8 protein-coding genes and 1 other RNA gene are annotated in these 13,527 nt (G+C 68.2%); 3 read left to right on the top strand and 6 right to left on the bottom strand.

Annotated features, from left to right (window positions below):
- Positions 1 to 33 precede the first annotated feature (33 nt).
- Both IF29_RS0107385 and rnpB read right to left on the bottom strand, forming a co-directional pair.
- Positions 34 to 1,425, bottom strand: a complete 1,392-nt coding sequence (locus tag IF29_RS0107385; protein ID WP_030251262.1) for a DNA cytosine methyltransferase — start codon at positions 1,423 to 1,425, stop codon at positions 34 to 36.
- A 491-nt stretch (positions 1,426 to 1,916) separates the two neighbouring features.
- An RNA gene (gene rnpB / locus IF29_RS43290) (RNase P RNA component class A) lies at positions 1,917 to 2,320 on the bottom strand.
- A 141-nt stretch (positions 2,321 to 2,461) separates the two neighbouring features.
- Here rnpB and IF29_RS0107380 point away from each other — a divergent pair.
- Positions 2,462 to 3,025: a Uma2 family endonuclease gene (locus IF29_RS0107380; protein WP_051724979.1), complete on the top strand. Its 564-nt coding sequence runs from the start codon at positions 2,462 to 2,464 to the stop codon at positions 3,023 to 3,025.
- A gap of 15 nt (positions 3,026 to 3,040) precedes the next feature.
- Here IF29_RS0107380 and IF29_RS0107375 read toward each other — a convergent pair whose 3' ends face one another.
- A complete protein-coding gene (locus IF29_RS0107375) occupies positions 3,041 to 4,486 on the bottom strand; it encodes an RNB domain-containing ribonuclease (RefSeq protein WP_030251258.1) in 1,446 nt (481 codons plus the stop codon).
- A 368-nt stretch (positions 4,487 to 4,854) separates the two neighbouring features.
- Here IF29_RS0107375 and IF29_RS45870 point away from each other — a divergent pair, with 368 nt between their 5' ends.
- Positions 4,855 to 5,034, top strand: a complete 180-nt coding sequence (locus tag IF29_RS45870) for a hypothetical protein (protein ID WP_157623635.1) — start codon at positions 4,855 to 4,857, stop codon at positions 5,032 to 5,034.
- 156 nt (positions 5,035 to 5,190) lie between these two features.
- The gene (locus IF29_RS0107370) at positions 5,191 to 6,951 is read left to right on the top strand and encodes an HEXXH motif domain-containing protein (RefSeq protein ID WP_051724978.1); all 1,761 of its coding nucleotides are present in this window, start codon (positions 5,191 to 5,193) and stop codon (positions 6,949 to 6,951) included.
- Between the two features lie 14 nt (positions 6,952 to 6,965).
- Here IF29_RS0107370 and fxsT read toward each other — a convergent pair whose 3' ends face one another.
- From fxsT to IF29_RS46765, 3 genes are all read right to left on the bottom strand, one after another.
- Complete coding sequence (gene fxsT / locus IF29_RS0107365) at positions 6,966 to 9,926, bottom strand: FxSxx-COOH system tetratricopeptide repeat protein (protein ID WP_232242049.1); 2,961 nt, start codon at positions 9,924 to 9,926, stop codon at positions 6,966 to 6,968.
- Between the two features lie 962 nt (positions 9,927 to 10,888).
- A complete protein-coding gene (locus IF29_RS0107360) occupies positions 10,889 to 12,439 on the bottom strand; it encodes a VMAP-C domain-containing protein (RefSeq protein WP_030251255.1) in 1,551 nt (516 codons plus the stop codon).
- A gap of 114 nt (positions 12,440 to 12,553) precedes the next feature.
- Positions 12,554 to 13,504, bottom strand: a complete 951-nt coding sequence (locus tag IF29_RS46765; protein WP_198037326.1) for a toll/interleukin-1 receptor domain-containing protein — start codon at positions 13,502 to 13,504, stop codon at positions 12,554 to 12,556.
- Positions 13,505 to 13,527: the final 23 nt, after the last annotated feature.

Here is a 13,527-nt window from a genome sequence, read left to right as displayed (position 1 = left end):
CCGGAAGCGACCGCCCTCCCAAACCGGGGGCGTTCAGCTGATCTTCGCCTGGTTCTTCGCGAACAGATCGTGCCTGGCATGGCCCTGCTGTCCAACGAATGCTTTGAACTCGCCAAGGCGATACGTCAGCTCCCCTGTCTTCAGCTCGGCCTCCACAATGTCGAAGTCCTGGCCGATGTGGGCAATGCGCCGCTCAACCTCTGGCAGACTGAGGGCAGTCATCGGATTTGTTCCAGCCCTCGTTTTCGCCGCTTCAGCCTTCTCCAGGAGTGCGACGATCTGCTTCGCGCTGAGCGCGCGCGTGCCGCTGCCGCGGAGTAGCGCGTACACCGGGTCCAGCACCGGGCTCACCGACTCCACGACATCGGTGCGCTTCTGCTCCTTGCGCAACGCCCGGGCGATCGACGCGCCGACAGCCTCGGCGACCGGTGGCGGAAAGGCATTGCCGATCTGACGGTAGACCGAAGTCTTACGGCCCAGGAATTCCCAGCGGAACCGATCGTCGTCCCAGCCCTGGATACGCGCCACCATCGCCGTGGTCAGCTTGGGGCCGGGCACCCCTTCGGGCCTGACCCACTTCTTGTCGGGACTCTCATTGGCCACGCCCATGGCGTCGACTCCCAAGAGCGCCCAGGCGACCTTGGCCCGGGTCGGCCCCAAATCGGCGCCGCCGTGCTTCTTCGACCCGCCCACAATGGTGGGCGCGATGCTCCTGCCCTCAGCCCCGTTGGCCGCTTTTACCCACTTCTCAAGACCCTTCCAACCCTGCTGCCCCATCAGATCGCGGAGCAGGTCGCCTACCGGCCTGGCAAGATCGGGGTCAGGATCGGGCCAGGAGAAGTACTCGGCGTACTCCTGCTGTAGGGCGACCAACACGAACCGAGGGCGCAGCTGCGAGACGCCATAGTCGGAGGCGTTGAGCAGTCGCCACTCGCCGGTGTAGCCGTGCTTGTGCAGTCGCTCCAGCACATGCTGGCGGTAGGCGGAGAAGCGGTTGCCGCTCAGGCCCTTGACGTTCTCCAGCAGTAGCGCCTTCGGTCGTACCCGCCCGCACAGCTCAACTGCCCAGGCGAACAAGTCGCGTTCATCGGTGGCCCCGAGTTGCTTGCCAGCGATGCTGAACGGCGGGCAAGGCACGCCGCCCGCCAGCAGATCGACGTCCTGATAGTCATCGGGGGCCCAGGTATGCGGGCTGGCCACGTCGCCCACCTTTACCACGGCCTCCACGGCCTCGTCGGCCGCCTCCCGCGTAAGAGTGTCGTCCTCCTCCATGAGCAGCCGTGCCAAGTTGTGCCGCAGCGTGGCCGCCGCATTGACGTCAAGCTCCACAGCGAGCCGATGCTGGAAGCCAGCCCGGTGCAGCCCCAAGGACTGCCCGCCGGCGCCGGCACAGATCTCGACAACCTCGAACCGCTCAGATGCCATGAGTCGGTCTCCTTTCGGCGGCGCGTTGCACACGTGCTCTGTAGTCCATCGGCTGTCAGGGGCCGCTGGATTGGGTTGAAGAAAAGCAGGACCGGCCCCAAGACACAACCGTGCCCGGACGTTACCGGGTGCTCCGGCAACCCCGCGGCGACTCCGCCACCGGCGAACCTGTCGGAGCGCTGAAGTCTATGGGGCCCCACTGACATCCCCAGCCCCCGCAGCGCCGGACGACCCCGAATACAGCCGGCCGAGGGCGCTCTCAGTCGAACGAAACTCGGCCGACTAGCCCCCACCCACCCCGGCCGCGCATCCGCCCTACCCCAGCGCCGCCTATGCGGGTCCTCCAGACCACCCGCCACCGCCACCCCGGGGCTCATGAATCGGTCCACATACGGTTCTCAGTTAGGCAGGAGCTCCCACATCAGCGCGGGTTGTGCTCTTGCGTGAACGCCCTCACCGCTTGAGCATGTTGCAATTCACAGGCTTAACAGCGGACGAGCACGGCCTGTACGCCGGGTTTTGTCGCCGGCCGACCTTGCGGTCGACCGGGAGGCGGTCATCCATCTACGACTGCCGTTGCCGACAGCCTCCAGCGGTCTACCCGCAGGCTCGGGCGGGCAGCCCTCGAACGCCTGCGCGGAGCGCCTTCCGGCGTTCCATCTTGACCTTGCTCCAGGTGGGGTTTACCTAGCTGCCCAGGTCACCCTGGGCACTGGTGGTCTCTTACACCACCGTTTCACCCTTACCGGCTGCCGAAGCGGCCGGCGGTCTGTTTTCTGTGGCACTTTCCCGCGGGTCACCCCGGGTGGGCGTTACCCACCACCCTGCCGTGTGGAGCCCGGACGTTCCTCGGCACACCCCGTGAGGGGTGTAACGCGACCGCCCGGCCGGCTCGTCCGCCGTGTGGACCATGGTAGCCGCTCACAGCGAGGCTCCTGACCCCGGTGACTTCGGCGAAGGCGTCTCGTTGGGCGATAAAGTCGGTTGTGGACCGCAACGCGCTCGGGAACCGGCAGCGCCGGGGAGGAGTAGGCACATGATGGTTGCGCACGAGGTGTTCACTTACCAGGAACTGCTCGACATTCTTGAGAAGCTCGAGGCTCCCCCCGGTTTCAAGTCCGAACTGGTACGTGGGGAGATCGTCTTGTCACCTCAGGGGCGTGCGCACAGCGAGATCATCCTGGCGGGGCAGGAAGCGGCTCGGGCCGCCGGGCTGCCGCGCTGGCGGGTCCTGTCGGACGTGCTGAGTCCGTTTCCCCACACCAGGAGTGGTTTCTGCCCCGATGTGTCGATCCTGCGGAGCACTGCCTCCAGGACGGCCAAGCCGTTGCCCCGAAGCGACATCGCCGGGGCCATCGAGGTCATCTCCAGCGACCTCGGGGAGAAGGACTACGGCATCAAGGTCCAGGAGTACGCGGTCGCCGGGATTGATTCCTACCTCATCGCCGACCCGTACAAGGGCCTGTGCACGCTGTTCACCAGGCTGGAGAACGGGGTGTCCCCGGAGCCCCAGACCTACCCCTTCGGGGAGACGGTGACCTTCACCGCCGACGGCACCGACTTCGTTCTCGACACCTCCGACTGGCCCCGGATCGGCTAGTCGGCTAGCCGATCCTCACGCCGGGGCGAAGCGCACCGTCCCGCTGCCGGGCTCGACGATGGTGAGGCGGACCCGGAGGTGGGTGCCCAGCGGGAGGGCCAGGGCGCCCGGGCGGTCGTCGGTGAGGCGGGCGCGGACGGCCGGGTCACGGAGTTGGACGGTGCCGGTGAGCTGCTTGCGCTCGTCCACGTCGACGACCACGCCGTCGAAGACCTCGCCCTCGCGGCCGCGCAGCAGTTCCGCCTCGACCAGGTCGACGCTGGCGCGTTCCACCTCGTGGGCGCGGCGGTCGCCGGTCTCCATCAGCTTGGGGATCTCCGGCAGCGCGGCCCGTACCCAGTCCGGCACCGGCTCGCCCGCCGCCAGCGCCGCGCAGACCTCGCCGGCGAAGCGGTCGGCCAGGCGGCGCAGCGGGGCGGTGCAGTGCGCGTACGGGGCGGCGACGGCCGCATGGCCGGGCTCCGGCGGGACGCTGCCGTCGAAGGCGGTGTAGCCGGCGCCCCGCAGCAGGCCGGTGCACTCGTTCAGGAAGGCGGCGTGCGCCGGGAGCTCGGGGTTGAGCGAGCGGATCAGCTGCGGGTACGGGAGGCCGGCCGGCCAGTCCACGCCGAGCGCGGCAGCGGTGCGGCGCAGCCGGTCCTGCGCGCTCCGCGGGGCAGCCGACAAGGTGCGCAGCAGGCCGACGGCGCCGTCGAGCATCATCTCCGCCGCCGCCATGCCGGTGAGCAGGGAGATCTGCGCGTTCCAGCCGTCGGCGGGACGCGGTGCGCGGTAGCTGAGGGCGTAGCCGCCGTCGACCGGCTCGATCTCCTGCTCGGGGATAGGCAGGCTGATGCCGCCGCGGTCCTGTTCGCGTTCCTCGCGCAGCGGTCCGATGACGCCGAGCAGTGCCAGGGCCTCGTCGGCGGTGCCGCTGTCGATGGCGTGCTGTACGCCCGCGTAGTCGAGCTTGCGACGGCTGCGGACCAGGGCGCGGCGCAGGTCGGTGCAGAGCAGCACCCCGTCGGCGTCCAGGTCGAGCTGCCAGAGCAGGGCGGGGACGTCCTGGCCCGGAAGTAGGCTGGCCGCTCCCTCGGAGAGCTGCGGCGGGTGCAGCGGCACCCGGACGTCGGGAAAGTACAGGGTCTCCACCCGGCGCCTGGCCTCGGCGTCGATCGCCCCGCCGGGACGGACGAATGCGCCCACGTCGGCGATGGCGTAAAAAACCCGATAGCCGCTGCCGCGTCGCTCCAGGTGCATGGCCTGGTCGAGGTCGCGTGAGTCGGGCGGGTCGACGGTGAACAGCGGCAGCGCCGTGGCGTCGTGGAGCGGTGGTCTGGGCGTCCGGGCCGCCTGCTCGACCTCGGCCAGCACCTCGGGGCTCCAGCCCTCCGGGATCTCCATCCTCTCCCGGACTGCGGCGAGTTCCCTGTCGATCAGCGCGGTGCCTGCGGTGCGCAGGTTGAGATGGCGGCGGGGCATGGGGGCCAGCGTACGAGCAAGGACAGGTGAGTGCGTGGCGACGCTCCAGTCTCCGTCCTGTTCGACGCAAACACATTCGAAGGGCGAGCAGCTCCCAACGGGTCGAACGCGGGACTTCGCCCGCCGCCACCTTTCCTGGACCTATCGCCCGGCCGGACGCAGCTGTTCAATTACTCCTAATACGGGACACTCGCATCGTCAGATCAGAACACCAGGAGAACCTGAACGACCAGGGGCCCTACGGGCACCCCACGATTGGTACTCACTGTCCACTCATGGCAAAGTTACCCACCATCTGTTTCTCTGGTTGAATCGCGCCTCAGACATGTGCGCGATTCGGCCGGTCGAGCCCATTCAGGAGCCCGCCGATGGACCTGTCCGAGACGCCGCCAAGCCGTGTGCTCACGTCATGGCTGCCTGATCTCACTCGCGTCTCGCTGGCAGAACTCACCTCACTGGACCAAACCACACTTGGCCCAGCCATTGCGTCCATGCTGAGCCGGGTCGAACGCCCGCTGGCAACCATCGCCGGCAGCAACGGGAGCTGAGGCAGTCCCGTGCAGAGTTCGCCCCTGGGGGGAGCCGCTGGTGTCCCCGCCGGCCATCGTTTATCATCCCAGGCCCTTCTGGCCCTGAGTTCGGCGTACGAGCACGAGTCCGTGGTCGCGCCACTCCTCGGAGCGGCACTCAGCAACCGTCTGCTCATGCTGCGCACGCTGCTGTTCCGCGCGCCCCAGGGGCGACTGAGTGAAGCCTGGAACCTTCTGGTACTCGCCGAAAAGTGCAACCCGGACCTGGTGCGACGCCTCCTGCTCGACCCGCAGACCGGGCTCTGGCTCACTCAGCTGCTCCGACGTCTCGGCAGCACCGACGCCGAGGACGGACCCTACCGGTTCCCACTTGCGGTCGACCTCGGCTATCTGAGTCAGCTCGCAGCAGGAGCAGCGATTGCCTCCTGTCTCGACGCCACCATCGACGTCCCCCTCCGCGACGGCAGCGTCATGTTGCCCGGCCTCGGTCGCGCCACCTTCGACCACCCGGGCGAGGGCGGCTTCGCCGAGGTCCGCGTTGTGTCCGGGGCCGCGACCGTGTCCGCATACGGCCAGACCATGGAACTCCCCGCCGACCCCGAGAACGACGCGCCCGGATGGGAGGGCCTGCGTCGGCTGCGGGCCGCGGCGGGCGAGCACCTGCTCGTCGTGGCCGTCGACGACCTGGGCCCCTACGGACTAACCGAGACTGCCGCACCTGCTGCCCGGATCGATGCCGCCTCGCACCGGCGCTGGCAGGAGTTGACCGAGGCGGCCTGGTCCCTGCTGTCGCGCGAGCACCCCACGAGCGCGCGTGCACTCTCGGCGGGACTGCTGTCGGTGATACCGCTGCCACGCGGTGAGATCCTGCGGCCGTACAGTGCCTCCACCTCGGACGCCCCGGGATGCGTCCTTCTTTCGGAACCGGAAGGAAGTGACGAGCATCAGGCCGCAGTACAGCTGGCGGTGACACTCATTCACGAATTCCGCCATTCGCTGCTCAATGGCCTTCTCTACCAAGTACCGTTGTTCAGGGAATGTTCAGATCTGTTTCACGCCCCTTGGCGCGACGACCCGCGACCGCTCGGCGGGCTTCTGCACGGCGCCTATTCCTTCTCCGGCGTGACCGCCTTCTGGCGCGATCGGCTCCACCGGGACAGCGGCCCTGAAGCCGAGCTTGCCGCATTTGAATTCTCGCTCTGGCGTCGACAGACCTGGTCGGTCCTCAGCTCCTTGGATTCCCATACCGCACTGACCGGAACCGGTGCGGACCTGGTCCGCTCGCTGCAGGCGCAGGTGGCGCCCTGGCTGAGGGAGCCGGTGGCCGAGGGGCCGCGGCAATCCGCCGCGGTCGCAGCCTGGCATCACCACCTGGGCTGGCGCGCTCACCATCTCACGCCGGCGAACGCGACGGTGCGTCGAGCCGTTGCTGCCTGGAAGGCCGGCCAGGCCGCTCCGGCGGCCTGGAGCAGGGGCGACGGTGAAAGCGAGGATCCGTTCCTCCACATCGATCCGCTGGCCTGCCGTCTCGACGTGTTGGCCGTGCTGCACCGGATGCGCATCGTCCGACCTGAGGAATTCGAACGGTTGCGGCATCACCCCACGCTTCTGCCGGCGGAGGTCCCCGGCGCGACCCGCGCCGACCTCGCGCTGGTCGCGGGAGAAACCGGGGACGCAGTGAAGCTCTACGAGGAGGAGTTGCTCTGCCCGGAACCGCGGCCGAACGCCTGGGCAGGCTTGGTACTGGCCATGTCGTCGTGCGCGAGCGGTAGTGCCGACGACGTGGAACGCAGCGCCAATGAGCCGTACGATCCCCCGTTCACTCGGACAGAACTGATCAGAGCCGTCCATCGGACGCTCAGTTCGTCCTTGTCAGCATCCTCAACGCAGCCGACGGAGCTGGTGCGTTGGTTCCTCTCCGCCGGAAGCCGGTGACCCGGGCGCTGTTCTCATAGCGGCATCGGATCTATGTCGCAGTCGGCACGGTGGTCGCCTGCCACCGCCTGGGCGACTGCCGGGTGTTCGGAACCGAGACGATCGCGAAGCCGGTTCACCGTCTCGTCGTGGAGGATCGACGCCGCGTCCTGCTGCCCCAACGCCCGAAGGTCCATGGAGAGGTTCACTGCACAAGCCAGCGTCGAAGGATGTCCGGCGTCAAAGACCCTGCTGGTACGTCGTAATGTGTCCTGATCCAGTGCCTCCGCCTGCGCGAAGTCGCCGAGGCTGAAGAAGTCGCTGGCCAGGTTCGTCCGACAGACGAGACTGGCTGGGTGATCCTCTCCGAGGCAGTCGCGGAACTTGCTCAGAACCCGGTCGTTGATGTCGCGTGCGGTTTCCGGATGGCCGAGGAGGCGGTGGGTGATCGCGAGATTCACAGCAGCCGAGAGGGTGTGCGGGTGGTCGGTCCCGTAGGTGGCGGCGTATTCGTCCAGAATCTGCTCACCCAGACTGCGGGATTCGCTCAGTTCCTCAGGGGTGCGCTGCGCGGAATCGGTCTGCTCGGGATGCCTGAGGTGAACGGTCAGTTCCAGCGTCGCGGCCATCGACTCCGGATTGTGCTCACCGTACCGTCGAATGAGGCTTCCCCTGGCCAGTTCGGCCACCTCTCGGGCTTCGTTGTGCTCTCCAGCCTTGCGTAGCGCCACCGCCAGGTGGCGGACTGCCGACAGCGTCAACGGGTTCTCGGGGCCCAACAGGCTGCGCGCCTGTTCGACGATCTCCCGGTGATAGGTCAGCGCCGCGCCGTAGTCCCCCAGTTCACGGATGTCCAGGATGAGTCCGAGCCAGGTCCGAAGACTGTCCACGTGGTCCTGCCCGTATATCTGGGTCCAGCTGTGCCAGGTCTCCCGGTCCAGGTTCTGGGCGCCGTTGAAGTCACCGGTCAGCCGCAGACTGACGCCCAGGTTGTGCGCCGCCCGCAGCGTCTCCGGTTCATCAGGGCCGAGCAGTCGAAGATAGCGCTGGTGCACGGACCGGGACAGCTCCAGGGCGGCGCTGAACTCCCCCTGCACCCGACGGTCGATGGCGACATTCCCGGTCGCGTCGACGGTGTCCTGGTGGTCCTCGCCGAACGACCGGCGATAGGCCTCCACCACGACGGCGTTGAGCGAGGCGGCCTCCGTGTACCGTCCCATGCTGAACAGGAGGAACCCGAGCCAACGGGCCACCTCCAGGGTTCGCGGGTGATCCGCGCCGAGTTCCTGGGACCACAGGTCGTAGGCGGTCTGTGCCATGGCCCGGCCCGGCTCGTAGTCACCCCAGTACATCAGGTACCGGACTTCGTTGATGACCAGATTCCGCACCCAGGGATCGCCTGACTGAACCGCCTCGGAGACCAGCACATGCGGGTAGAGCTCCCCGTAGCGGCTCCACCGGGTCACATTGGTGGGGTCATTGGGGTCATTGGCGGCAAGCAGGAGATGAGTGCCCTGCCGCATCCTGATGCGCTCCTCCTCGGTCATCCGGGACAACAGGGCGGTCTGCACCAGGCGGTGCATCTGGATGGAGTTGGTGCGGTGGTCGAAGCGAGCCAGCGAGTACCGGCCTATCTCTCGGATCACCTGCCCCAACCGGATCGGGTCTGCCAACGCGGCATCCAGTTCCGGTGCGATGGGGCGGCCCTGCATGCGCGCGAAGAGCGATCGCGATATCGGGTCCGGAGCACAGAACGAGCAGACCTGGAGGAGTTGGAGCGCTGCAGGGTTCTTGCTCTCCAACTGGTCCAGGGAGATGTTCCAGGCTGCGATGACCGGCATCTGGTAGTCGAGGGGTGCGGAGACCGAGAGCAGGTCCACCCGCTTCTCGTCCAGCAGCCGCAGGTACTCGTCGGCGAGCATTCCGGTCTCGGCATGCCAGGCGGCCGCCTGTTCGATGGCCAGCGGGAGATCGCCCAGTGCCTCCGCCAGCCGGTCCGCGTCCGCGTCGCTGATCTCGGGGCCGCGGATGCGGAGCAACTGCTTGCTCTCCTCACGCCGGAAGACGTCCACCTCGAGCGGATGCGCGATGCTGGCCCACTGCGGATTGCGCGACGTGATCAGAATGTTCCCCGGCCCCCCGGACGGGAAGAAGGCGCGCACGGCCTCCGGACTCTCCGCATTGTCGAACACCAGCAGCCAGTTGGCGTAGGGCTCGCCACGGCGCAATGCCTCCAGAACCGCAGTCACCGTGGAGGACGAGTCGCTGCCGGGCTGCAACCCCAGCCGAGGCGCCAACTCCACCAAGGAGAGCGAGATCTGCGTGGTGCGCTCGGCCGGAATCCACCAGACCACGTCGTACTCACCCAGCCTGCGGTAGAGGTACTCGACCGCGAGCAAGGACTTGCCCACACCACCCATACCGTGCAGGGCGTGCGGAAGCACCGCCGTGGCCTTGCCCTGGAGCAACCTCGCGTGCAGGGAGTCCAGCAACGCCTCACGGCCGGTGAAGTTGGGGTTCCTGGGCGGGATGTTGCCCCACACCGTGGGCGCCGTCCTGCCCCGCTGATTCACCGTCGCTCGGGTGGTCTGCTCCGACATGGCTGTCCCCTTCTCCTGCTTGGGATGGTGCTTGGCACGCCCGGCCCCGGGGACAGTCATCGCCGTGCCCAGGTATTCGGTGATCAGGAGTTCCAGTTCGTGCGCCGGAGCCAGGCACTCATTGGACAGGGCCTGGAGCACTGCCTTCTCGACCTCGACCCAGGGCAGCGTGGCCGAGGTCACCGGCCCCCAGTCGGGACGGGCCGAGCTCTGGAGCAGGGCCGGCAGCCGCCACAGGCGCTCGCACCGGGGATCGAGGTGGTCACCCACGACCTGGACCACGCGCCGAAGAGTGTCCTTGCGCCCCTTGGCGAGCAGTTCCTCCCGGACGCCGGACGGCATCGTGAAGGCGAAGCGCTCACCGGTACCCTGCTGGTCGGCCACCGGTTCGAGCACGCCGAGCAGTACCAGTTGGGCGAGGTCAGCAGGGCCGCCGGTCGGGAGCAGCACCCGCTGGACACGCAGGACGAGTGGGAGCGTCAGCGGGGTGGCAGCGAGTACCGTGGCGAGCTCCGACACCCCCGGACCCGCCAGCCGCCGCAGTACCGCCACCCGGTCGGCAGGCGGCACCACCGGATCGGGGCCCGGATCCGCGGGCGGTGACGGATCCGAGCCGATCGGTACAACCGGCAGCGCCACTCGTTGTTGAGGGCCCGTGAGCAGGTCCACCCAGACGTCCAGCGACCTGCGGCTGAGAGCGAGTACCGGAACAGCCACCGGATTCGACGGCACCGAACCGACTGCCACCTCAGGATCGTCCGGTCCGAGACCTCGGTAGCGCCATTCGAGTTCCTCATTGGGAACCCCTGGTGCAGGGGCTCTGACCAGGGCCGGCCAGGTGGCGAAGCCAGTCGGCTGCCAAGCGGCGATCGGCAGCAGTTGGAGCACGGCAACCGGCCCCTGCCGGGCCCATCTGCGCAGCAACGGCTCGAGCGCGCCACTGCGCCAGGAGGAGGAACTGCCATCGGTCACGAACAGCACGATCCGCCGGTCGCCCTCCCGGCAGGGGGCCGCCGCCTTCCGAGTCTCCTCGGAACCGTCCGAAGGGTTCGGGTGGCTCCCCAGCACCCGCACAGCAGGGCGGCCGAAGGCCTCCGCGCCGCTGAGAATCACCACCAGTTCCTGGAGCGTGTCCTCCCAGAACGGCTGGGTGGGGCCCCGGTCCAGGACCAGCTCCAGGCCCCAGTCCGATCCTCGCTCACCAGTCGACGTACCGGGCAGGGCGGCGACGAGGCGACGGAGTGCAGCGATCAGACCCTCGCGGTCCTCCAGCCCGGACCGACCTCCGATCGGCGGCTGGGGATCCGACACCGCTGCCATGAGACACCTCCGATCGCTGGATCTTCTTTTGTCCACCGTCAGTACGGGGTGCTGGGGATGGGCTTGTGGTCCGGGTCGTCCCAGAGCACGGCCAGGTGGCGGCCGATGTGCTGGGACTGCCGTTCCGGATCGATCCCCGCTGCCTGCCGCCTGAAGGCGGCCAGTCTGGCCGGGAGGTTCTGCAGGCCCTCTGCCAGCAGATCGTCCAGGGCGGCCCTGAACTCGGACGTGAGGCCGCTGCTGCGGTGCCAGATGACCACGGGGAGCCCGCTGCGGAGGGCAGCCCGGATTTCCCGGTGCCCCTGCTCCCGGTCGGGAGTGGGAGGCTCGCTGAGGACCAGCGCGACATACTGCTCGTCGCTCAGCCTCGCCTCCAGGCTCCGCAAGGCGGCGTCCGGATGCTGGGGTCCGTTGATGCAGACACTTGCGCCGACCGCACCACCCATCAGCAACCGGTCCCAGCGGTTGCGCCAGCGCCGGTGCCAGTCGCCGTTCAGCAACCGGTCCAGGCTGCGGACGACCACGGGGTAGTCCAGCGCAAGCGGTATACCCGGCGTCTCGTCCACGTCACGGGGCCACCAGTCGACCGGCAGGTTCAGCAGTTCGAAAGGGAGTACGAACTCGAGTCCCAGGTGGGCGGCGCGGTCACCGTTCGCCCGTTCCACCTGTGACACCAGCCGGCTGACGGCGTGCTCCAACTCCGAGCGGCACACCCTGTGCATCACGTCCCCCTGTTCCCAGCCCTGATCGCGGGCATCCGTGAGGAAGGAGTGCGAGACGGTGTAGTACTCCTCCTGGAGCGGGTCCGGAGATATCTGGATGGCCAGGTACTCCTGGTGCCGGGGCGGGACGAACGGGCTGTGCTCGGGGGATATCCAACGGGCGCGGTCCAGCTCGCCGGCAATCTTCCAACGGAACGCCCACTTGCGGTTGCGGGCCCGAACCTCGAGTGCGGCAGCGTGTTCCATCCAGGACGTCGCCCGTTCGAGGTAGAGCATCCAGGGCGGCAGCCGTGCCGGTGCTGCGTTCTGCCCCATCAAGTACAACAGGTCCGTCCAGGGTGTACCGCTGTGCGCGGGAGGCGCCGACAACTGAGCGTTGGTGGCCTCCTGGACGAAGCGCGAACGGACCGCCCGCGGCAGCGGCAGCGCGGCCATGACGTGCTCCAGATAACCCCAGGAGTGGATCAGCTCTGGTACTGCCTCCAGTGCGTTCCACTCGTCGGCGAGCTGCCGGACGGCGGAGCCCTGCGGGGTGTCCCGCTCGATGGCCGACACACAACGGGCGAGGCTGGAGATGCCGTCCTCGGCGGCGGCACAGAATCGGAAGAGCTCGATGAGGTGCAACTGCTCGGTCGGCTGCTCACGAAGTGACACCCTGCGACCAGTGGCCTCGGCAACCAGGTCGACCAGGAGGGCTCGTGCTTCTCTGCTCTCCAGTGCCGGAATTTCCATCAGCGCGTCCACGATGGCGTCCCGGATGCGTTCTCTGATCCGCTCCCTGATGCGCAGCGCCATCTGCGCGGGGTCACCGGACGGATCGGCGGCGTCGAGGTGAGGTGCGTTCGCTGTGACCGCCTCCTGCCCCACGAGGACTCCGGGTTCCCCAGGAAGCCTCACGGACTTGCGAGTTGGCTGCCCGGCCGCTGACACAACGTTAGCTGGAGCGGGGGCTCCGGAGTAGACCTCGGTCGGGCGAGCCAGTCAGGCAGGGAACGCAGGGGGCAGATGCGGTTTGGAGCGACCGGTGAGCAGCGCAGCGATCTTCTCCAACAGCACTTCCCTGGCACGGTCGGGACTCAGGTCGAACAGGTCGAAGGAGACGACGCCTCCCAACAGCCCGGACTGGTCGCAGGGGGCGATGCGGATCGGTACCAGTTTGCGGGCAAGGCCGCCAGGATCCTGACGCTGCGCCGCCTGCCGCTCCTGCGAGCCGTAGGCGGAGTCGAGGTAGGCAGGGGAGAGCAGCGCGATGGTCCGCTCACAGTGCTGCACCCCGCGTTCCATGACGGCATACCAGTTGCTGCCAGGAACGATGTCCCACTCCTGGATCAGGGTCCGATAGCCGGCCTCCTCCAGCTGCCAGGCGATCCACACCGCCCAGCCGCGGTCCACGCCGGTGTAGGAGATGAAGAAGTCCCAACGGTCAGGGGCCGGGGGGACTGCCGGGGCAGCAGCCGAGGACACGGCGGGAATGCGGCCGATGGCGGTCCGGTGGGGCGGGGAGGACAACATGGGCATGGGTGGTGGCGGCCGAGTGCCGTCGGCACGACGATCACGGTCGCCGGCATCGGTGCGTTCCACCGTGAAGCGGACCGACGTCCACGCCTCCCCGGCCCGGCGCCAGGCCCCAGCCAACTCCCGCACGTCCTCCGTCGCGCGAGAACGCCCCGCGAGTGCAGACACGGCCTCGGCCAAGGCGTCCACCCCGTCCTCCTCCTTGGAGCACTGGTGGAACAGTTCCAGCAACTGGGTGCGGGCGGTGGGCTGCTCCCGCAGTGACAGCCGGCGGCCGAGCCGGCCGCCCACCGCATCGACCAGCAGGGCCCGTGCCTCTCTGCTGCTGAGTTCGGGGATGTCCTGCAGAGCCGTCACCATCGCGTCGGTCAGCCGGGCTCGCTCCGGTCCTGTGAGGGCGTTCTCGGGTTCGGTCATGCTCAGTCCCCTCTGCCGGATTC

The organism is Streptacidiphilus jeojiense (genome assembly GCF_000719095.1).
GTDB classification, from domain to species: Bacteria; Actinomycetota; Actinomycetes; order Streptomycetales; family Streptomycetaceae; genus Streptacidiphilus; species Streptacidiphilus jeojiensis.
The sequence above is the reverse complement of the archived record's forward strand: the minus strand, read 5'-3'. Positions and strand labels throughout refer to the sequence as shown.